The sequence below is a fragment of the Jatrophihabitans sp. GAS493 genome, from assembly GCF_900230215.1.
Lineage (GTDB): Bacteria > Actinomycetota > Actinomycetes > Mycobacteriales > Jatrophihabitantaceae > MT45.
Genome location: NZ_LT907982.1, coordinates 615,970 through 637,837, shown reverse-complemented (window position 1 = coordinate 637,837; position 21,868 = coordinate 615,970). Strand labels below are relative to the sequence as shown.

Sequence of the window (21,868 nt, the reverse complement as noted above, 5' to 3'; positions counted from 1 at the left end):
CGGGTCGCAGCGCTGCGACCAGTTCTGCGAGGCCGGTCTTCGGACTCTCGGATCGCCATCCACCGGCCGCCTTCCCAGACCGTGAGGCCCAGTGGCTGCGCTCGCGCGCCGGCCGGCAACTCCCCGAATACCGCAGTGGGCTCTGTGCCGGATTCGCACCGGCTTCCCGATTCTCTCGGCCGCTGCGCTACATCGCTGCACCGCGGTGGCTGAGCACCTCGCATGTGTTGCCGCCCAGAGCGTAGCCCCTGCCCTAGACGCCGGCGAAGACCCGGCTCAGGCGCCGCATGCCCTCGGTGATCTCGCCCGGAGTGTGCGCGGTGAAGGAGAGCCGCAGGGTGGCCGGATCCGGCTCAGCGGCGTAGAACGGCGCACCGGGGACGAAGGCGACTTCGTGGCTCAACGCCACCGGCAGCAGCGCGGCGGCGTCCACGGCGCCTGGCAGCCGCACCCAGACGAACATGCCGCCGTCCGGCTCGCTCCACTCCGAGCCGGGTGGAAGCACTCGCGGCAGCGCCGCCGTCATCGCGTCCCGGCGTCGTCGGTACTCCGTGCGCAGCGTCTCGATATGAGCGTTCAGGTCGTGCGTGCGCAGGTAGGCCGCGGCCGCCGCCTGGTCGACCGTCGAGGTGTGCAGGTCGGCCGCCTGCTTCACCACGGTGAGGCGGGCCAGCAGGTCGGCCGGTGCCCGCAGCCACCCCAGTCGCAGACCGGGAGCGCCGACCTTGGAGAAGCTCCCGAGATAGACGACCCGCCCGGCGGCCGCGGGCTCGGCGGCCAGCGGGGTCAGCCGCTGACCGGCATACCTCAGTTCCCCGTACGGGTCGTCCTCGACGACCCACAGCCCGTGCGCCTCGGCGAGCTCGGCGACCGCCCTACGTCGGGGCGCGGTGAGGGTGCGGCCGGTCGGGTTGGCGAAGGTCGGCACGAGGTAGAGCAGCGTCGGGCGTTCGCGCCGGATCACCGCGGCCAGCGCGTCGGGGAGGATCCCGTCGCGGTCGCCGGCCACCGGGACGATGCGGGCACCGGCCAGCTGGAAGCTTTGCAGCGCGGCCAGGTAGGTCGGCTCCTCGACGGCGACCACCGCGCCCGGGTCGAGGAGTGCGGTGGCGACCAGGGTGAGGGCCTGCTGCGAGCCGGTGGTGACCAGCAGGTGCTCAGGGGCGGTCGGAAGCTCGCGGTCGGTCAGCCGTGCCGCGACGAGTTCGCGGAGTTCATGGTTGCCCTCGGTCGGGGCGTACTGCAGGCTGCGGCGTCCGGCGTCGTCGCTGAGCGCGGTGGCGAAGGCATCCCGCAGCCCGGGCAGGTCGAAGAGCTCCGGCGCCGGAAGTCCCCCGGCGAAGGAGATCACCCCCGGACGGGCGATGAGCGCCAGCAGTTCGCGCACCGGTGAGCTGGCCACCCCGGCGATCCGCCGGGCAAAGACGGGTGGCGGCCCGGGTGGCGCGGTGGCTGTCGTCGGCTGACTCATGGCCGGGACATTACGCGGAGAGCGATCGATGCTCGACCGTTTTATCGAGGGCTGGTTTAGTGCCAGGTATGGACGTGTTGGTGCTCGGCGGGACCGCCTGGCTGGGGCGCGAGATCTCCGCGGCGGCGCTGCGGCGGGGCCACTCCGTCACCTGCCTGGCTCGCGGTGAGAGCGGATCGGTGGCCGACGGAGCGCAGCTCGTCACCGCCGATAGGAGTCGCCCGGATGCCTACGACGCGCTCCGCGGACGGGAGTGGGGGGCGGTCTTCGAGGTCTCCTGGCAGCCCGGCTTCGTCCGGGCTGCGCTGGCCGCGATCGCGCCGACGGCCCGGCACTGGAGCTACGTCTCCTCGGCCAGCGTCTATGCCACACACGACGAGGTCGGGGCCGACGAGTCAGCGCCCATCCTCCCGGCAACCGACCTGGAAGTCGTGACCCGGGCCGAGTACGGCGCGGCGAAGGCGGCCTGCGAGCTGGCCTGCGGCGATGCCGTCGGCGATCGGCTGCTGATCGCCCGGGCCGGCCTGATCGGCGGGCCGGGCGACCACTCCGACCGCACCGGGTACTGGGTGGCCCGGGCCGCCCGCGATCGGCAGACGCCGATGCTGGTGCCGGATGCGCCCGACGCCCCGACCCAGTCCATCGACGTCCGTGACCTCGCCGCCTGGTTGCTGGCTGGTGCCGAAAGTGGACTCACTTCAACCTTCAACGCGGTCGGTGCGACGACTCCGTTTCAGGAGTGGATCGCGCAGTCGCGCGCAATCGGAGGGCATTCCGGCCCGGTCGTGTCGATTCCCAGCAGTTGGCTGGTCGAACAGGGCGTCGAGGAGTTCATGGGTGAGGAGTCGATCCCGATGTGGATCGTCGAGCCCGGTTGGGGTGGCTTCGCGGCCCGCTCCGGCGCGGCCGCGACGGCGGCTGGACTGCGTCATCGCTCCATCGCCGAACAGCTGACCGACACACTGGCCTGGGAGCAGACGGCCGGTCTGACCCGTCCCCGCAAGGCCGGGTTGAGCCCACAGCGCGAGGCTGAGCTCATCGCGCGGTTCCAGGCGGAGCAGATCCTCAGCTGATCTCGTCGGGCTCCGGTTGCTCGATCTCCCGGATGATGTCGGCCGGATCGCCGCTGCCCAGCGTGATCGCCACCAACCCGACCAGGTAGCGGTCGAAGGTGCCGACGTTGGCCGCCGACAGGTCCAGCAGGATCGAGTCGAGGACGGCGTCGTCGGCCAGCAGTTCTGGGGAGAGCGTCGCGAAGTCGAGGCCGCTGCGCAGGCGCACCTCACCGCTGTCGTAGTCGAGTTCGAAGGTGCCGCTGAGCAGCCCGAGGTTGGCCCGATGCAGGTACTCGGCCATCCGGTCGAGGTCGGCCGGGGCGGCGTCCACCGGCGACAGCGAATAGAAGGCGAAGCTGGACGACTCGTCGTCGGTGAGGGCCAGTGCCGACCAGGCGTTCTCGCTGCCCTCGATGTAGAGGGTGAAGCCGGTGCCATCCTCCATCGCCGTGGCCGGCCAGCCGTTGTCGAGGTAGACCCGCTCGGCCGAACTCCGTAACGGTCGGTGAAGTGGCTTCGGGCCGCTCATCGTTTCGCCTTCTTCTTGACCTCGGCCGAGCGCCGGGTGGCTTCGTACTCGAGGAACTCCAGGTTCGGCACGATGAGCGGGTCCTTCCGGTCGATGCTCTCGAAGATCGTGAAGAGCTCGACGTCGCTGGCGTCGGTCACCCGCTGAATGAAGGCCGGGTCGATCTTGCGGGCCCCGCCCTGGCTCGTCGTCTCGATCTTGGCCGCCGCCACCTTGGCCCGCTTCTTCTTGTCCTCCGCCGTGCGGGGGAGCGTCTCGACGTCCGCCCCGTCGGCGGCCAGGTCGAAGCGAACCTTGGCGTAGGACTTCTCGATCTTCTTGCTGTCCCGCACCATGTGCTGGGCCCGGGCGCCGATGCCCCGACCGCTGTTGCCGCCGTAGTTCAGCTTGTTCTTGGCATCGACGAGCTCCTTGGCCTCGGAATGCTTGTGCTTGACGTCGGTGAGCGCTGTCCCGATCATCCCGGGGAGCGCGGCGATACCCGAGCCGACGGCGACCGGCGCGGCCACCACCTTGGCCAGGGTCGACTTCTCCTCCTTCTTCTGCCCGGTCGGCTTCTTCTCGATGCCGAGGGTCTCGGAGATCGACTCCTTCGCCTCGTCGATCTTCTCCTTGACCGTCTTCGGATCGCCTTCGGCCTCCAGCCCGTCGAGCACCTTCTCGCGCAGTTCGTGCAGCCGCATCGAGGTGATCTCGGTTTCGGTGACCCCGTACTCGAGGAGGATCTTCCTTGCGTAGTCGAGCTTGTGCTTCTGGGCGGCGACGATCACGATGTCGACCGAGCTGCCGATGTCGTATTTCACGACGTTGCGGGACGCGCCCTCCTCGTGCTTGACGCTGAACGCCTTCTTCGCATCCGACGAGCGACTCTCACCGACGGTGTCGTAGATGGTGTGCCCGAGCGAGTGAGCCAGGCTGGTGATGCCGACGGCGAGCTTGGCCGCCATCGGGATGCCGAAGCCGCCGGCGCTGGCGATCTCGGCGACGTGCAGGCCGATCATGGTGGAGTTCTTGGCCAGCGAGAAGGTGGACTGCTCGACCAGCTGGGCGTTGCGGGAGTTCACCCGGTCCAGTGATGCGGCCAGCGGCGCCTTCCCGGCCAGCACGGCGACGTCGACCGACTCCAGGCCGGTGCCCAGGCGCTGTGAGCGCGGCACCAGTTCCAGCGCGTCGTCGATGGCCGCGAGTACCGAGATGATCAAGCCGACGATCGGTAGCGCGCTGCCCGCCTCGGTGGCCACCGTGGCCGCACCGCCGAAGTTCTGCACGCCCTCGCGGGCTGAGTAGAGGGCGGCCCGGGTGACGGAGGCGGCGTCGGAGACGACGGCGACGGCTTGGCGGGTGGCCTGCAGCTTGGCGCCCGGATCGGCGATTCCCCGTTTGATGTCGGTGACCGTGCCGGCGAAGGCCAGCAGGTCGGAGATAAGCGCCATGACATAACCGAGGCCGGCGACGCTCGCCCCGACCACCTCGGCGATCGCTGACTGTGGTCCCTCGGTGGCTCCGCCGACGTGGCCGTGCACCACGCCCTTCGTCCCGGTCTTGGTGGCTCCGCCGGCGGTTTTGGCCGCCGTTGCGGCGTAGCCGGTGTAGGTCTTGGCGTCCTCCAGGTCGTCGTTGGGCCCGTACTTCTCCTCCGGTCCCTTGCGGGCTGCGTCGGCCTTCGCCCGCTCGGTCTCGCCCACCCCCATCGGGCGCTTGCTGATCTTCGCCGCCGCTGTGGCCTCGGCCTTCTGCATGTCGGCCGCGGCCGCGTCGATCGGGTTCTGGCCCTTGCTTTCGGCGGCTCGTACCTGCGCCCGATCGAGCTGCCGCTTCTCCTTGACCTTCTTGACCGCCTTCTCCGGCTTCAGGGGCGCGCCGTGGGCCTTCTCGTTGGCCTCCAGCAGACTCGCGGCCTCCCCCTGTTCGTCGGCCAGGCCCTGCGCGGCCACCTGCCGAACCTCGTTCAACGCCCGGTCGAACTCATCGAAGCGCAGCGGCCGGAAGGCTCGGATGCGCACCGGGGCTCCGCTCCAGACCCGATCGGCCGCCTCCTCCTCGGCCAGATCGGCGGCCACGTTCTTCTCCGCCGTGCCGACCCCACCGGTGATGTCGTGGCGGGCCTGCGCCCGGGCGGCCTGCTCGCGGTCCAGGTACATCTGGAAGTCCCGTTCGAGCGTCTTGTGCTGGCCGGATTTGTCGTTCTTCGCGGTCTTGGCGCCGGCGTAGCTGCCGGCGATCTTCGCTTTCTCGGCCTTGGTCGTCTCGTTGATGCGCTTGGCCTCCAGGCGGGCCGCGGCGTCTTTGGCCTTCATCTCGGCGCGTGCCTTGATCAGCGCCTTCTTCTTCGCCTTGGCCGCCGCCTCGTTGGTCTTATCCTCATCGCTCTTGTCGAAGGGCCAGAGCCGCTGAATGCCACTCGATTTCTGCTGGACGGTATGGGCGAGCTCGTGGGCCAGAACGTGCTGCCCCTCCGGCGACTGCGGCTGGTACGCGCCCTGGCTGAAGAAGATGTCGTTGCCGGTGGTGAAGGCGGTGGCGGAGATGGAGCGCGAGATGCGGCTGGCGGTCGGGGTGTCATGGATGCGGACCCGGGAGAAGTCCGCCCCGAACGCCGTCTCCATGCTCGACCGAACCTCGCCCTCCAGCGGCCGCCCGGAGCCCCGCGCGCTGTCGATCCCCAGCTGAGTTCCGGCGTCCAATGCGCCGCCGGCCCGCCCGATCGCGCCGGATACCGCGCCCCCGCCGGCCGGCGCCGGCTGATGGGCTCGGGAGATCCGGCCGGGGGCGAACTGCAGCTCGACCGCCGGCTGCTGCGCGAGGTTGCTCAGCGCCTGCTCGGCGAGTCGATCAGCGTCGGCCTCGGCCACGTCGTCGGCGGCCCCCACCGTCAGGCGAGCCGGTGCCGGCACCGGCTCGTGAGACGGCTCAGCGGATCTGGTCGCGTGCTGACCGGACATCGTTCTCCCATCGAATGCGGACACGGCAACGTTCTGTGGGGCGGGTTGGTGTTACACGATCACGACTGAGCGATTGAAGAGCATGGCCTTGCCGCCGGGTGGCACGTGGTTGTTCCGGGTGACCTTGGTGCCGTCGCTGCCGAGGTAGGCCTTCCCCTTGGCCGCATATGTCGTCGCCTCGACGAGGCTCGCGACGGTGCCGACCGGGCCGCTGACGCCGAGCGTCGGGTCGTACTCCGTATCGCCGACCTGCAGCCACTCATGACCGTGGCTGAAGAAGATCCGATTGACCGCGGCGTGCCCGACGACGGTGCCGAAGCGCTCGACATTGCCCTTGAATCCGGGCTCACGAGTCAGGATGCCGTTGCCGGTGCCGATGGTGGCCAGCGGCTTGGTCAGCATCGACGCCGGGTTCTTTATCGCGATCGGAGTAGCCCGGGGATCGCCCTTGGGGAGTACCGCGTTGAGGACATCGGTGAGCATGTTGCTCAGCGTCATGCAGGGCGCCCGCTTGGCCTGCGGTGAATTGCCGAGCAGGAACTTCTTGGCATCGAACTCGGCGGTGCTGGCCCCGTAACCAAGTGCGGAGATCGGCTGGTCGCCCAGGAAAGCGCTGAAGACGCTGTCGGCGATGGCCGTGATGGAGGGGTTCGCCCCCTTGGTGGCGATGTCGGTGTCGGCGGCCGTCGCGATCCGCATCAACGGCATCTCCATGAGTTCGGCCCGTGCCGTCGGGCGCGCGGCGGCGACCAGTGCGCGTCGGAACTTCTGGACCTGCAGCATCTGCAGGAACTGGGTCGCGCTGGTTCCGGCGGCGCTGGGCTTGATCAAGTACTTCAGCGCGTTGTCGACCTGAGCACTGGTCAGCCAGGAGAAGTCGGCCACCTTGGCGAGGGTCTGCGAGTCGAAGGGGCGGGCCCCCACGTAGTCCTGCGGCATGGTGAAGAAGAGCGTTGCCCATTCCGCCATGTTGTTCGTGGTGAGTGCCGCGGTCGCGGTTTCGACGAAGAAGCGGGAGTGCTTGGTGCCGAGCTCCTTCGCCTTGTAGGCGGTGGTCGCGTAGTCGCGCTGCGCGGCGGCGTCGCGGTACTCCTTGGCCAGCGGGGCCAGCGCGACGGCGTGGGCGTCCAGGTTCTCGCTGATCTTCGCTGCGGCCAGCGTCTTCAGGTCGGCGATGGCGGGGGCCCGGTCGCTATTGGCCAGACCGGCCGTCCCCTTGGCCGACTCCCACTTCTCGATCCAGTCGAAGATGTCCTGCATCAGCTGGCGCTTGACCGCGAGATCGGGGTTGTTGCGTTCGGAGTCGTAGTCGGCGACGGCGTTGTCGATCCTGAGCAGCTCCTTCGATCGGCCGGACATAGAGACGTCGGAGTCGGACTTCCAGACCGCCTTCGTGGGGAAGTCGGTGTAGACGCGGTGGATGGTGCGAGGGTCGGTGAGCCGGGCGAGCGAGCTACCACGCTGCTGAACGGTGTGGGCGAGCTCGTGGGCCAGCACCCGCTGGCCGAGCGGTGAGTCCGGCTGGTAGACGCCCTCGGCGAAGAAGATGTCGTTGCCGGTGGTGAAGGCCTGGGCCGAGATCGAGCGTGAGATCCGGCTGGCGTTGCTGGTGTCGTGGATGCGCACCTGCCCGAAGTCGACCCCGAAGGCGTGCTCCATAGAGGCGCGCACTGGGCCGGCGAGCGGCTGCCCGGAGCCCCGGGCGGTGTCGATGCCCCGCTGGGTCTGTTCGTCGAGCTGGCCGCCGTCTCGTCCGATGGCGGCTGGAGCGCTGCTCGTCGGCGCGGGCTGGTGGACCCGATGGATGCGCGATTCATCGAACTCGAGGTCGGCCGGGGGGAGGTTGGCCAGGTTCTGCAGGGCCACCCCGGCGCGCCGGTCGGCGTCGGCCTCGGCGGCGTCGTCGGCGGCTCCGACGTGGAGGGTCGCCTTGACGCGAAGGGCAGCCCGCACCGGCTCGGCGGGGATGAGCTCGGCGGCCAGCGGCGGCCGAGCGGCTAGCCGGTCAGGCTGATCAGCGGGCATAGAAATCCTCGGCCTTCACGATCCGGCCGAGCTTGCGGTACTCGCCGGCCAGCGCCGGAAGGACGTGACTCATCGACAGCGGCTGGTCGTCGTTGGCCGCCCGGAACGCCGCGCCGATGACGACGTTGCGGATCAGGCCGCCCGTGATCTCGAACTTGGCCGCGAGGTACTCGACGTCGATGTCGCCGCACGGGATGACGGCCCCGTCGAGCAGCCGGCTCCAGATGGCGCGCCGCTCCTCCGGGCCGGGGGGTAGGAAGTCGACGATCTCGTGAATGCGGCGCAGGAAGGCATCGTCAATGTTCTTCGGAAGGTTGGTGGCCAGCACGACCACGCCGTCGTAGTTCTCCAGCCGCTGCAGCAGGTAGGAGACCTCGAGGTTGGCGTAGCGATCACGGCCGTCCTTCACCTCCGAGCGCTTGCCGAAGAGGGAGTCGGCCTCGTCGAAGAAGAGCACCGAGTTGCCGGCCGATGCCGCGGCGAAGAGCTTCTCCAGGTTCTGCTCCGTCTCGCCGATGTACTTGCTCACCACCGAGGAGAGGTCGATGCGGTACATATCCAGTTCGAGGGCGCTGGCGATGACCTCGGCGGCCAGCGTCTTGCCGGTGCCGGACGGGCCGGTGAAGAGCGAGACGATCCCGCGCCCGGCCATCGACGCCAGTCCCCAGTCGTCGTAGACGGTGTCCGCGTGCCGGTAGCGGGCGACGATCGTGCGCAACTGATCGAGCTTCTGATCGCTGAGGATCAGGTCGTTCCAGCTCTTACTGGGCCTGATGCGGCGGGTGAGCGTGCCCAAGGGGCCGGCCAGCAGCCGCCGTACCGCCACGTCGATATCGCCGCCCACGGCCGGGTAGGCCGAGCTGACGAGATCGAGCTGGTGGGCGCTGAGCCGGTGCAGGCGGGGCACTTCGGCCCCGAAGGCGGCCTGCCACTCGAGGTCGGATACGACGTCGTCGCTGGCCGTGTACTCCATCCGGGATCCCATCGGCAGCTCGGTCAGGGCGAGCTCGGAGGCGCTGGTGACGCCCCAGATCAGGTGGCTGGCCAGCTCGATCCAGCGACGGCCGGCCACCGGGAGGCCATCGGTCAACTCCAGGATCACGCCGCTGCCGGTGACCGTGGCCTCGCGCACGACCGCGGCCCAGCCGGCCTCGGTGTCGGGTACGGAGCAGACCACGAAACGGTTGCCCGCGCAGCGGCCGGCGGCCAGCTCGCGACGGCGGGTGCGGTCGGCTCCGAAGACGAAGGCCAGCCGATCGGTGGCGTCGCCGCTGTCGCCGCTCTCCATCATCCAGCTCCCGACCGGAAGGTCCGGGTCGGGCGACTGGTCGCCGGCCAGGGCCCAGACAACGGTTGGGGAGAGGGCGATCTCCGCGGTCGACCAGGGGCCCTCCTGGATGACGTCGATCAGGGCACCGCGGCGCAGCGGTGAGCTGGGTCCGGTCGCCGCGGTACAGGCGCTGATCCCGCCGAGCAGCCGAGTGGCCGCCCCCAGGGTCAGCCGGGACGGGCGGGTGGCGCCGCTCAGCGCAGCGACTCGGGCCCCGCGCACGATGTCGGTCTCGCAGGCGACCAGGATCGCCAGCAACTCCATCGACGCGCCGGTGGCGAAGGCGTTGGCGGCCAGTGCAGAGAAGGCCGAGGCCTCGCCGGCGCTGGCGACCAGCTCAGCCTGCGCGGCGGCGAAGGCTACCCGCAGGGCACCGGGGGAGTCGGCATCGGGGGAGTCGGCACCGGCGGGAGCATCGGCGCTGCTTTCAAGGTCGGCGCTGCTTTCAAGGTCGGCGCTGCTTTCAAGGGAGGTCTGGTTCCGATCCAGCAGGGCCAGCGCGATCGCGGCGTCCGCGAACCTCAGAAAGGGCGGAGTCTCGGCGGCGGTCGGATCTTCCAGCAGCGTCATGCCGAGGCAATTCTCGCCGGGCCGGCGTCGCGGGATGCCGGCCGAGCATTCTGCATAGCGGCCCCCGTGGATCCGGCGATGTCGTTAGCCCGTGATGAGCGAATTGCGGCGCGCTGGTTAACATACCTGACCTGAGAGTGACGTTCTATCCCTGTGAAGCGCTATCCGTCGCTGGAGCCGTATGCCAACATCAGCAGCATGTTCATAAGAGCGGTAGACGAGTCGCTGGAACGACTCCTGCGAGCCTCGCTACCCATGCCCGAGGAGATCGGCGACTTCTCCTTCGAGGCGCCGACCAGTGGCTGGGCCGCTCAGCTCTCGCGCATCACGGTGAACCTCTACCTGTACGACGTCACCCGCAGCCCGCAGCCGTCCCGGTCGGCGACCCAGCGGGTGGACGCCAATGGGCGTCCGGAGCGACGTGCCCCGCAGCCGATGATCCAGCTCGGCTACCTGGTCAGCGCCTGGGCCGGTACCCCGATGGACGAGCACCAGCTGCTCGGCGATCTGATCAGCCGGCTGGCCGCCGTCCAGCTATTGCCGGCGCAGTACATGCCGGCCACCATCTCCTCCACCGTCACGATCGCGCTGGTCGAGGATGAGCGCAACCGGCTGCGCGACATCTGGTCGGCCGCCGGCGGTCAGCTGAAGGCGTCGTTCACCCTGCAGGTGACGGTAGCCGCCGACGCCTTCGACTGGCAGGACGAGGCACCGCGGGTCGCCACCGTGCACGCACTCACCGCGCCGATTCCGAGGCCGACCGCCGGCTGAACGCAGGCTGATCGGAGGCCGTCGGACCCGGCCCGGGGAGCCTCGAGGACTGTGCGCTCAGGTCACGGCTTTACGCTCAACACAGATTCATGGCCAGCCGTCGTAGACAGCGCCCGGTTCCGTGTTGGATTATTTGCCGGGCTACGCAGCGTGCTCAGCTGTGTAGCGGTTTACTCATACAGCGTTACCTGCCTTCTATGGCAGCCGGCCCCCAGAGGAGTCACCGTGCGGAGAGACTCCTCCGGCCGACCCCCGGGCAACCGTGGGCAACGGGCCGGGTCGAGCTCTGATCGGTACTTCCGGAGCAGTCTCCGGTTGGCCTCCGCGTCGATGGTCAAGCCACTGTGCGGGTAGCCACTGACACGCAGTTGCTTGAGGTCAACCCGGGCGACGCGACGTCAGTCGTCGTCGAAATCGTCAACACCGGGCAGGTGATCGACGGCGTCACCGCCCGGCTCATCGGCTTCCCGGACGAGAACGTCCAGGCCCAGCCGGCGCTGCTGCCGCTCTTCCCCGACGCCAGCGGCCAGGTCACTCTCTCGATGCGGGTTCCGGCCGGCCATCCCGCCGGCCGGCATCCACTCACCGTCGAGGTGGTATCGCACGGGGCCGGAGAACCGTCTCAGTTCGTCGACGTCAACATGGACGTGGCAGCCCACCCGGCGATGGCCATGGCGGCCAAGCCACGGATGATCCGCTCCCGCCGCCAGGCCCGCTTCGTCCTCGAGGTCGCCAACGAAGGCAACCTGCCCTTGGAGGTGACGCTGCGGGCCAGCGATGCCGATCGGGCGGTGAGCACCGCGTTCACCCCGTCGATCGTGCGCGTCCCGGCCGGCAGCACGGCGCCGGTACTGCTGCGGGTCAAGGGTCCGCGGATGCTGCTCGGGGCCGAGGTCGATCGGGTGGTCACGGTCGAGGCCATCGCCCGCCGCCTGGACGTGGTGGCCGAGGGCGAGCCCGAGGTTCAGGCCCAGCAGGAGACGACGGTGCGGCTGCGGCAGCGCCCGCAGCTCTCCCGGGGGCTCATCACCGCGCTCATCCTGATGACGATCATCGCCCTCTGGGCCGGTGCCTTCCTGCTGGGAATCACCAAGGTCTTCTCGGCTGATCCGGCGACCAAGTACGCGCCGCCCTCCTTCTTCGCCGCCACCCAGATCGTCTCCACCTCGGGGTCCGGGGCGGCGGCGACCGGTGCCGCGCCGGCCGGAGCGCTCCCCAAGAGCGGGCAGGTGCCGGCCGGCATCGGCGGGGCCATCTCCGGAACCGTCACCGCGGCCAGCAATCACCAGCCGGTCGGGCGCATCCTGGTCGAGGCGCTGCGCCAGACACCGAAAGGGCTGACCGTAGTCAGTTCGGCCGCGACCCAGGCCGACGGCACCTACACCGTCGCCGGCCTCTTCCCGACCGAGTACCTGATCCGTTTCACCTCGGCCGGTTTCCAGACCGTCTGGTACGTCTCGTCACCCAGCCAGGGCGGCGCGGCCCAGGTCAGCACCACCTCCGACGGGTCGACCAGCGGCGTCAACGCGGTCATTACCGGCAACCCGGCCAGCATCTCGGGCACGGTCGATCCCGGTGACACGCTGACCCCGGTGACGACGACCGTCTCAGTGCGGTCGCTGGAGGCCGCGGCCAGTACGGCACCGCTGGCGACGGCCACCACCGCGGCCGATGGCAGCTATCACGTACCGAACCTGCCGGCGCCCGGCAACTACGAATTGACCTTCACCGCGCCCGGCTACCAGCCGACGACGCTGGTCGATTCGGTGACCGGAGGCCAGCAGCGGCTGGAACCCACGGTGCAGCTCTCGGTGGGCAGCGGACAGATCAGCGGGACCACCACCAGCGGCGGGAAGGGCCTGGGTGGCGTCACGGTCAGCACCACCGTGGGGGGCAAGGCGCTCTCCATCACGACGCCGACCACCGGCGCCGTCGGCAGCTTCGTGCTCGGTGGCCTGCCGACCCCGGCCACCTACGTGATCACCTTCGCCCGCGACGGCTACGGTGCGCAGACCACCGTCATCGACCTCGGCGCCGGGCAGAGCCGCACCAACCTGGCCATCGCACTGGCCGCGGGCACCGGCAGTGTCAGCGGCCGGGTCATCGACAGCGCCGGATCGGCCGGCATCGGTGGGGCGACGGTCACCGTGGGGGGGACCGTCGGACCCGATCCGGTCTCGACCACCACCCTCACCCAGGGCACCGTCGGCACCTTCACCCTGAACGGGCTGGCCGCCCCGGGCTCATACACACTCACCGTGAGCAAGGCGGGCTACCAGCCGGCGACCGTCCCGGTGGCGCTGAACGGCACCGGTGCCCCGCCTTCGGTCGTCGTCACGCTCACCATCCAACTCGGCAAGGTCACCGGCACCGTCTCGCTGCGGACGCCGAGCGGCGGCGGGTACACGACGGCCAAGTACGTGGGAGCAACCGTCACCGCCACCGACGGGCTGCACACCTTCACCACCACCTCGACGGCTGGCGGGGCCTACACCATCGCGTCGCTACCGCCCGGCACTTACAGCGTCACGGCCAGCGCGAGCGGGCAACTCCAGCAGACCGCGAAGGTCGTGGTCGCCACCGACAAGACGACCACGCAGGCCCTCACCATGACGACTCCGGTGAACTGATGCGCGTCGACGTAACTCCGCGCCGGGCCGACGTCTTCCCGGGCCAGCCGCTCACCGTGGTGGTCACCATCGCCAACACCTCCACCGTCATCGGCGGCTACGCGCTGCGGGTGTTGGGCGCCGACCCGTCCTGGGTGCAGCTGGACACCGAGCATGTCTCCCTCTTCCCGGACGAGACGCGCACGGTGCTGGCGCAGATCTCGGTCCCGCCCGGCCTGGCCGCCGGGACGCGGCGTATCGCCGTCCAGGTGCGGGAGCTGACGCCGCCGGAGGACAGCACCGTCGCCGAGATCGATCTCATCGTGCCGGCCGCGCAGTCGGCCCACGTTCGCCTCGATCCGCTCAGCGTCACCGGCGGCCACAAGACGAACTTCAGTGTGCTGGTGGAGAACACCGGCAACACGCTGATCGCCGGGCGGCTGGCCGGTGACGACCCGGAGAGCAAGGTCCGCTTCGACTTCGAGCAGGAGGCGGTGAAACTTGCTCCGGGCGAGCACGTCGTGGTCGATGTGGCGGTGAAGGCCCGGCAGCACTTCATGGGCTCCCCGGCGATCCGGGCCCTCTCCATCTACCTCGACGACCTGCCACCGGACCCCTTCTTCGACGACCCGCTGCGAGTCGAGGATGAGCCGGCCCGCGACGAGCGCGAGGCGGTGGCGCTGGGGACCTTCATCCAGAAGCCGTTCGTCTCCCGTGGCCTCATCTCGCTGCTCGGTCTCCTCGCCGCAGTCACCATCTTCGCGCTGGTCATCACGCTGGCGCTGTCACGGCTGGCCGGGCAGTCGACGGCCGATCGGAATCTGGCCCTGCAGGTGGCGGCGGCCCGAGCGGCGACGGCGAACACCGGTAGCTCCAGTGTCTCCGGGACGGTCACCCTGCTCACCTCGGGCACGCCGGTGCGCGGGGTCTCGGTGAACGCCTACGCCTCCGGTGACGACACGACACCGGTGGCCACCACCGCGACCGACGCGAAGGGCGCCTACTCGATAGCGAATCTGCCGGCCGGCACCTACAAGCTCGGCTTCCGCGGGGCGGGCTTCGTCGAGCTCTGGTATCCGGGGGCGGCGACCAGCGCCGACGGGACCGTGGTGACCCTGAAGACGCATCAGAGCCAGACCGGCCTCGACGTGCGGCTCGGTGGGGTCCCGGCCACCATCACCGGGCAGGTCACCGGCGATGACGTCTCCGCGGCGACGCTCTATCTGGAGTCGGCCGCGACCGGCCCGGCGACCGGGCAGAGCGCCGCGGCAGTCCCGATAACTCCGGGCAGCACCGGCACCGGCACCGGCACGGGCACCGGCACCGGCACCGGCACCGGCACCGGCACTGGCACTGGCACTGGCACTGGCGGCTCCACCACCCCAGCGGTGCCGAACAACGGCGAGGCGATCGTGCGCACGGTGCCGATCGGCTCGGACGGCTCCTTCAGCCTGACCGGGGTCCCGTCGCCGAGCATCTACGACCTCGTGGTGGCCAAGGCTGGGTACGCGACCTCCACCCAGCGCATCGACATCGGTGGCGGCGAGACCCGGTCCAACGTCGAGATCCGGCTGCAGAAGGGCGACGGGCTGATCTCCGGGCACATCAACACCACCGCCGGGCCGCTGGGTGGGGTGACGCTGACCGCCACCGCCGGGCAGAGCGTGGCCAGCACCGTCTCGCTCACGACCGACGACGTCGGTGCATTCACCCTGCGCTCGCTGCCGACCCCGACCAGCTTCACCGTCGTGGCCAGTCTGGACGGTTACGCCGCGCAGACCATCACGCTCAGCCTCAGTGCCGGCCAGAAGCTCACCGGCGTCGTCATCACGCTGGGGCAGTCGACCGGCTCCATCGCCGGGACGGTCAGGACAGCCAACGCCAGACCGGCGCCCGGGGTCGGTGTCACCATCACCAACGGGCAGCTCACCGAGCAGACGGTCACCGCCTCCGGCCAGGGCGGCAGCTCTACCGGGACGTGGTCGGCCAGTGGTCTGGCCGTGCCCGGCACCTACACGGTTACCTTCTCCCGCGGTGATCTCGCCTCGCAGACGGTGTCGATCGCCCTCGACGCCTCCGGCCGGATCACCCCGGGCTCGCAGGGCACCACCGTCACCGCCACCGGGCTGAGCACCACCATGCAGTCCTCGACCGGGGTCGTGCTCGGCACCGTCAAACAACTCACCGCCCGCACCCCGGGAGCGCCGGCCACCACCCTGGTCCCGCTCGGCGAGGCAACGGTGACCCTCACCTCCGGCACCAGCAGCTACACGCTCACGTCGGCCTCGGTGCCGACCGCCGGTGGCTTCGAATTCGACGCCATCCCGCCCGGGACGTATACCCTCACCGCGAGCTTCGGCAGCGGCGTCAGTCCCAGTTCGCAGGTCGTCGTGGTCACCGCCGGCAGCACCACCAACCGCAGCATCAACCTCGGCGTGGCCGCGTCGCTGAGCGGCGTCGTGCGGGGCACCGATGCCGGCGACGGGGTGCAGCACCCTCGGGGCGGCTGGACAGTGGTGCTCTACGTCGCCGCGCAGTACCCGACCGTCGTGCAGGCCACCGCGACCACCGACTCGGCCGGCAAATTCAGCTTCGGTGCGCTCGCCGCCGGCAACTACATCGTCGAGGCGCGCTCAACTCCGAGCAGCCCGCCCGCCACCTCGACCACCGCCGCCCTCACCCCCAGCCAGCAGCTCACCGGCGTGACCCTGCAGGCGGATCTCTCATGAGCGAGCGCCGACCGGGGTCGCCGCCCGGAATCGCCGTCCTGCCGATCTCGCGGACCAGCGCCGGGATGCCGATCGCCCTCGAGGTCCGGGTCACCAATCACGAGGCTGAGCCGCGCATCCTTACCGTCACCGCGCTCGGGGTCGACGCCGAGTGGCTGCCGCTGCCCCGGCGCAGCGCACCGCTGATGCCAGGCCAGGACGCCGCCCTGCAGTTGGTGGTCAGCCCGTCGGCCGGGACGGTTCCGGCCCGGTACCCGCTGGTGATCGCGGTGCAGGCCATCGACCCGCTCACCCAGCAGGTCACCTCGCCGACCGCCATGGCCGAGGTAATGCTGGTCGTCGACGCGCCCGGGCAGCTCAAGGTCGACCTGCAGCCGGTCGATGCCCAGGCCCGGCTGCAGCGCCGCGTCTCGGTACTGCTCACCAACACCGGCTCGACCCCGCTCGAGGTCGCACTCGGCGTTCAGTCCTCGAGCCGCGCCCACGTGCACCTGTCCCATTCGCGTCTGGTGCTGGAGCCGGGGACGGTGACCCGGGTCAAGGGTCAGTTGCGGGTGGCCCGTCCGCGGCTGTTCGGGCAGCGGGCCCGGCACGCGTATACGGTCACCGCCCGCAGCGCCGGGGCCGCCCGCTACGCCGAGGGATCCCTTACCGAGAAGGCGATTCTCGGTCCGGGCGGAACGAAGGTGGCCCTGCTGGCGGCGCTGGTCGCCGCCTGGATCGCGCTCGCCTTGATAGCGATCCCCCGGCTTGCCCAGAACACCAAGAACCAGGAGATCGCCGGACCGCCGGCCGCCTCCGCCTCGGCCGGCACCGCGTCGCCGTCCGGTGGTTCCGGTTCGAGTGGTTCCGGTTCCGGTGGTTCCGGTGGTGCCGGTGGTTCTGGTGGTTCCGGCGGCGCTGCGGCCAGCGGCTCGGCCGGTTCAGCGGGCGGCGCGTCCCCCGCGTCGGCCAACGAGGTCCAGCTCAATGGCAGCGTCCTCGGCAACGCCCCAGCTGGAGTCGACGTCGCCATCCGGCCGACCTCCCTGGTCGATGAGGAGGCCGAGTCGGCCACCCCGGTCGGGCTCACCACCCAGTCCCTGAACGTGCACGGGCTGGTGCCACAGTCGGCGCTGCTGGTCGATCCACCGCCGGCCCAGACCCGCTCCATGGTCACCGGCGCTGACGGCGCGTGGTCGTTTGCCGGGGTGAACGCCCCCGGGTACTACCTGCTCACGTTCGCCAAGCCGGGCTACCAGACGCAGCGCTATGTGGTGAACTCCGCCGAGTCGGTGGCCACCCAGCCGCTGAAGGTGACACTGGCCTCCGGGCTGGGCAGCCTCAGCGGCCGGATCGCCGGTCCCGGTGGCGGCGTCGGTGGGGCCCAGATCACCATCACCGACGGCACCAACACGCTGACCACCAGCACTACCTCAACCGGATCCGGGGTTGGCGACTGGAGCATCAGCGGCCTCTCGACACCGAGTACCTACCTGGTGACCGCGACCCGCAGTGGGCTGGGCACCGAATCGAGGGTGGTGGTGCTGACCGCCGGCGGCGCCGCCACTGCCTCGCTCACCCTGCGGGTCGGCGTGGCGTCCCTGGTCGGCAACGTCCAGGGGGCCTCGGGCGGCCTCGGCGGGGCCACCGTCACCATCACCGACGGCACCAGCACCCGCACCGCTACCACCATCACCGACGGTCCGATCGGTAACTACACCCTCCCGGCCCTCCCGGCGCCGGGCAGCTACAGCGTCACCATCTCCGCCGACGGCTACCAGCCGCAGACCGGCAAGGTGACGCTGACCGCCGGGCAGTCCCAGGCCACCCTCAACACCACACTGCGCAGATCCACCGGTTCGGTCTCCGGCGTGCTCACCGTGCCCGCTCCCGGAAAGGCCGACAGCGCCGGCCTGGTGCTGAGCAACTCCGAGCACACCTACAAAATCCTGGCCAACTCCGACGGCAGCTTCCTCTTCGACGGCGTGGAGCCGGGCGAGGACTACGTGCTGACGGCGACGCTCTTCGGCTATACGCAGCAGTTCGCGGCGGTGCCGGCGGTGAACGCGGCCGGGCAGACGAAGGTCAACCTGACGCTGGTCGCCGCACCCAACGGCGGCCTGCCCAGCACCGCGCTGATCCAGGTCCAGGGCGTGCAGGATTCGCGCACCAGCGGCCCGATCAACTGCACCGACGCGCACGGCAACGCGGTGACCCCCTGCGCGATCACACTCACCCTGCTCGGCGAGTCCGGCAAGACCACAACCTGCGTGGTGGCCGGTGATGGCACGCTCAGCACCGCCGTCGGCACAGTGGCCCCGGTGACCGGTTACCTGGTTCCGCCCGGCACGTCCGTCCCGGCCTGCGGGCTGGCGGCCGGCCTGCACAAGATGAAGGTGAGCGCGGAGGGGTATGAGGACGCGGTCGTGGGCGTCCAAGTTCCGCTGGGGGCGCCGACGACACCGACTCCGACGGTCACCGTGCCGACGGTGACCCTCTACCCGGCGCCGCATCTCACCGGAACGGTGACGACCTTCGTCGGCGCGGCCACCGGTCTCTGCGTGGTCGCGGTGACCTCGGGCGCGGCCGCCCCGACCGGCTGCGGCAGCGGCCTGGTGAGCACGCCGGTCGATGCGGCCACCAGCCAGTACGACCTCCGATTGCCGGCCCACGGAACCTACGACATCTACATCCTGACCCCGAGCGGTTCGGAGTATGTCGGGGTCGGACCGCTCAAACTGACCTTCGGGTTGGGCGAGGTGAAGCCGTTCAGCACCGCGCTGCACCGCCTCGGACGGGTCGATCTCACCCTGCTCGGCCCGGACGCGACGGGCACCACCCTCACCGCCGCGCCGGACGGCACCGTCGTGACCATCACCGGTCCGGGCAACCCCCCGCCGGCGACGACGGCCCCGAACTCGAACGGGCAGCTGAGGCTGACCGGGTTGGCACCGGGCAGCTACCACTTCGCCGCCACCGTCTCCGGCAAAGCCATCTCGGGGACGGTCACCAACCTGGGCTACGACCAGGAGGTGACGGCAACGCTCCTGCCCGATCCGCTGGCCGCCGTCGTCGGGCAGATCACCGACACGGACGGCAACGGAGTGGGCGGATCGACCGTCACCCTCACCGGCGTGGTCGGCTACAACGGCGGCTCGCCGATCGTCGGCTCACCGGTCACCATCACCACCGACGGCAACGGCTGCTTCGCCCTCACCACCACCTCCACACTGCCGGCCACCAGCGGCGCCTGCGCCGGCGTGGCCACCTCGGCGCGGCGGATCTACTCGCCGATCTACAGCCAGATCTCGGCCCAGATCTCCGCCCCCGGCTACCAGAGCTCCGCCGTCCCCAGCAAGCTGGTGAACGCCGGCGTCACCAACGCCTTCCCGCTGCAGCCGCTGCCGGACGACTTCAGCGGGATCGTCGGGGTTACCACCGTCCCGGCCCCCTCGCTGGCCGCGACCCGGGTCCAGGTCACCCAGCAGCCGGCCGGCAGCGGAGCCATCAGCGTCAGTGTCGCGGCGAGCGGGGCGTTGACCTGGACCGACAGCGAGTACACCGCGGTCAACAAGATCCGCCCCGGTGGTTACACCCTCATCGCCAACCTGGCCGGCTTCAGCAGCGCCACCATCAGCTTCAGCTGCGCGGTCGGGACGGCCTGCGCGGTTCCGGCCGGCTTCACCATGGCCGAGTTCGGGTCACTGGTCATCCGGGCCGCGGCCGGGGCGGTTGCGGTCACCGGGGCCAGCTTCACCCTCACCGACAACGGCGCGAACCCACAGACCAAGACGACCGATTCCAGCACCAACACGGTGACCTTCACCGGTCTCACCGCCGGCGACTCGCACTACGCCGTGACGATCCAGGCCCCGGGCTACCTCTTCGAGTCCTTCGGTAACGGCACCGGCTCACTCAGCTGCCCGGCCGGCAGCAGCGCCGCCACCAGCATCACGATTCCGGTCGGCGCACCGGCCGATTGCACTGCGAGCCTCACCAGACTCGGCGCGATCACCGGCACCCTCTCCGGTGCGGTGGGGACCTCGACCACGCTGACCCAGCCGCTCAACGGTGCCACCGTAACCGCCACCAAGTGCGCCGCCACCGCAGTCGACGGCGCGGACACCTACTGCACCTCGGTCTCGGGCACCCCGTTCTCGGTGACCACCGGAAACCTCGGCGCCTACAGCATCACCGGCACCGCGCAGCTCCAGGGTCTGAGCAGCGGCACCTGGCTGCTCACCGCGACCGCCTTCGGCTACGCCCTCCCCGACGTCCCCAGCGGGGCCCCCGCGCATGCGCTCCCGGGCGTGGTGGTGGCCGTCCCCGCCTCCCCGACGGCCGACACGGCGGCTGACGTGAAACTGCTCCCGACCCCGGTGAGCTACCACGTCACGGTGACCGGCCCGTCCGGTGATGCCCTCGCCGGCTTGTCGGTGACGCTAACCGCGAACGGGACGACCCTGACCGGCACGGCGGCCGGGCCCGCGAGCGCGCCGGAGTACGACTTCGCCGCGGTGCTGCCCGGTCCCTACTCGCTGCAGGTGAGCGGCGGCGGTGCGGCGACGTCGTCGACCCAGGTCACCGTCAACGTCGGCGCCTCGCCCCAGACCTTCACCCTGGCCGCCACCTTGAACAGCAACTTCGTCACCGGAGTGGTGAGCGGACTGCAGAACGGGGACGCGACGGCCACCCCGCTCGACGGTGTCACAGTGGCGATCGGGACGGTCTCGAACGGCACTTTCACGCCGGCCAAGGGCACCGACGGCGCCACCCTCACCCACCCGAGCGCCGGAGGTGGGAAGTTCACCTTCGGTACGGTGCCGGACGGCACCTTCACCGTGCAGATGACCCGGTACGGCTACCTGTTGAGCCAGCAGAGCGTCTCGGTGAACCACAGCAACCCCCCGATCCTGCCTTTAGCTACAACTCTTAGCCGGGTCGGCCAGCAGGTGGTCATCTCGGTCGTCGCCGCGGCCGGTGACGACCTCACCGGGTGGGTGCCGACCCTGACCGCGGCCGACACCGGCGACAATCCGGCCAACGCAACTCTCACCGGCAGTGGATTGGCCGCGACCGCGACCCCGAACGTCTACGCCTCGACCTTCAACACCGTCCCGTACGGCTGCTGGGCGGTGACGTTGGCTAATGCGATTAACCACTACGGCACGATTTCGCTGACCAGCGCCCCGCCGACTGTCGCCCAGCTCAGCTGCGCCGACACCTCGGTCACCGTCCCGGGCTCGGGTACGAGCGAGGTGGACGCCCGCTACACGCTGGACGAGGAGCAACTCGAGCTCCGGGTGAACGCGACCGCCGTCGCCCCGGACGCCGCCATCACCACGGTCGCGTTGAGTATCAGCGCCGGGGCCGGGGGCAGCGCGGTGCCGGCCTTTGGGAGCTTCTCCGTCGGAGCCGGTGGCGCCACCGCGGTCTGGGTTAAGCACGCGGCCTACACCGTGACCGCCACCCCGGCCGACACCACGACCTGGCCGGCCGCCTCGACCGCTGCCCTCACCACCTCGAGAACGGCGGCGACCGCAGCTACGGTGGCCCTCAGTGAAGTCTCCGGGGGCATCTCGCTGACCCTCACCGGGGCAACCAGCGCCGCCCATCAGAGCGTCACCATCGCCTTCTCCGACGGGCAGGGCTCCCCGAAGTACCCGACGCCGATCGACGCGGCCAACAACGGGCCGATCGCCTTCTCCGGCCTCCCGCCGGGGACCTGGACGGTGACGGCGACGGCGGGGGCGCTCACCGCCACCGGCACCGTAACCGTGACCGGCACTGCGACGACCGCGTATACCCTGGCCGCCCCGAGCTGACCGCCGTCGAGGCGTGGAGCTAGCTAATCT

The 21,868-nt window shown here is 70.2% G+C and carries 9 protein-coding genes, 1 pseudogene and 1 riboswitch; of the genes and pseudogenes, 5 read left to right on the top strand and 5 right to left on the bottom strand.

Features of this window, described 5'->3' with window-relative positions; translation table 11 throughout:
* Positions 1 to 12: 12 nt before the first annotated feature.
* Positions 13 to 220, bottom strand: a riboswitch (cobalamin riboswitch).
* A 33-nt stretch (positions 221 to 253) separates the two neighbouring features.
* Positions 254 to 1,471, bottom strand: coding sequence for a PLP-dependent aminotransferase family protein (locus CPH63_RS02890; protein ID WP_096301492.1), 1,218 nt, complete (start codon positions 1,469 to 1,471; stop codon positions 254 to 256).
* Positions 1,472 to 1,539: 68 nt separating this feature from the next.
* Here CPH63_RS02890 and CPH63_RS02885 point away from each other — a divergent pair, with 68 nt between their 5' ends.
* Positions 1,540 to 2,544 carry an oxidoreductase gene (locus tag CPH63_RS02885; protein WP_096301491.1) on the top strand — a complete coding sequence of 335 codons (1,005 nt, stop codon included), beginning with the start codon at positions 1,540 to 1,542 and terminating at the stop codon, positions 2,542 to 2,544.
* Here the strand turns inward: CPH63_RS02885 and CPH63_RS02880 are convergent.
* The 4 genes and pseudogenes from CPH63_RS02880 to CPH63_RS02865 all read right to left on the bottom strand — a co-directional run bounded on the left by CPH63_RS02880 (position 2,537) and on the right by CPH63_RS02865 (position 9,922).
* Positions 2,537 to 3,055 (bottom strand): YbjN domain-containing protein, encoded by a 519-nt coding sequence (locus CPH63_RS02880; protein WP_096301490.1) that lies wholly within the window; start codon positions 3,053 to 3,055, stop codon positions 2,537 to 2,539. The two genes, CPH63_RS02885 and CPH63_RS02880, sit on opposite strands and share 8 nt — an antisense overlap.
* A gap of 2,414 nt (positions 3,056 to 5,469) precedes the next feature.
* Positions 5,470 to 5,997 (bottom strand): annotated as a pseudogene (locus CPH63_RS23605) (DUF4157 domain-containing protein); the annotation flags it as partial.
* Positions 5,998 to 6,048: 51 nt separating this feature from the next.
* Positions 6,049 to 8,022: a DUF4157 domain-containing protein gene (locus CPH63_RS02870; RefSeq protein ID WP_096301488.1), complete on the bottom strand. Its 1,974-nt coding sequence runs from the start codon at positions 8,020 to 8,022 to the stop codon at positions 6,049 to 6,051.
* Positions 8,012 to 9,922 carry an ATP-binding protein gene (locus tag CPH63_RS02865; RefSeq protein WP_096301487.1) on the bottom strand — a complete coding sequence of 637 codons (1,911 nt, stop codon included), beginning with the start codon at positions 9,920 to 9,922 and terminating at the stop codon, positions 8,012 to 8,014. Before CPH63_RS02865 ends, CPH63_RS02870 begins: the two co-directional genes overlap by 11 nt.
* Positions 9,923 to 10,075: 153 nt before the next feature.
* Here CPH63_RS02865 and CPH63_RS02860 point away from each other — a divergent pair, with 153 nt between their 5' ends.
* From CPH63_RS02860 to CPH63_RS02845, 4 genes are all read left to right on the top strand, one after another.
* Positions 10,076 to 10,693, top strand: a complete 618-nt coding sequence (locus tag CPH63_RS02860) for a DUF4255 domain-containing protein (protein WP_096301486.1) — start codon at positions 10,076 to 10,078, stop codon at positions 10,691 to 10,693.
* Between the two features lie 344 nt (positions 10,694 to 11,037).
* A complete protein-coding gene (locus tag CPH63_RS02855; protein WP_096301485.1) occupies positions 11,038 to 13,323 on the top strand; it encodes a carboxypeptidase-like regulatory domain-containing protein in 2,286 nt (761 codons plus the stop codon).
* Positions 13,323 to 16,031, top strand: coding sequence for a carboxypeptidase regulatory-like domain-containing protein (locus CPH63_RS02850; RefSeq protein WP_096301484.1), 2,709 nt, complete (start codon positions 13,323 to 13,325; stop codon positions 16,029 to 16,031). The genes CPH63_RS02855 and CPH63_RS02850 overlap by 1 nt, the downstream gene beginning before the upstream one ends.
* Complete coding sequence (locus tag CPH63_RS02845; RefSeq protein WP_096301483.1) at positions 16,028 to 21,838, top strand: carboxypeptidase-like regulatory domain-containing protein; 5,811 nt, start codon at positions 16,028 to 16,030, stop codon at positions 21,836 to 21,838. The genes CPH63_RS02850 and CPH63_RS02845 overlap by 4 nt, the downstream gene beginning before the upstream one ends.
* Positions 21,839 to 21,868 lie beyond the last annotated feature (30 nt).

Coding starts and splice junctions, on each gene's coding strand:
- CPH63_RS02890 (WP_096301492.1), bottom strand. CDS start 1,471: ATGAGTCAGCCGACGACAGCCACCGCGCCACCCGGGCCGCCACCCGTC.
- CPH63_RS02885 (WP_096301491.1), top strand. CDS start 1,540: ATGGACGTGTTGGTGCTCGGCGGGACCGCCTGGCTGGGGCGCGAGATC.
- CPH63_RS02880 (WP_096301490.1), bottom strand. CDS start 3,055: ATGAGCGGCCCGAAGCCACTTCACCGACCGTTACGGAGTTCGGCCGAG.
- CPH63_RS02870 (WP_096301488.1), bottom strand. CDS start 8,022: ATGCCCGCTGATCAGCCTGACCGGCTAGCCGCTCGGCCGCCGCTGGCC.
- CPH63_RS02865 (WP_096301487.1), bottom strand. CDS start 9,922: ATGACGCTGCTGGAAGATCCGACCGCCGCCGAGACTCCGCCCTTTCTG.
- CPH63_RS02850 (WP_096301484.1), top strand. CDS start 13,323: ATGCGCGTCGACGTAACTCCGCGCCGGGCCGACGTCTTCCCGGGCCAG.
- CPH63_RS02845 (WP_096301483.1), top strand. CDS start 16,028: ATGAGCGAGCGCCGACCGGGGTCGCCGCCCGGAATCGCCGTCCTGCCG.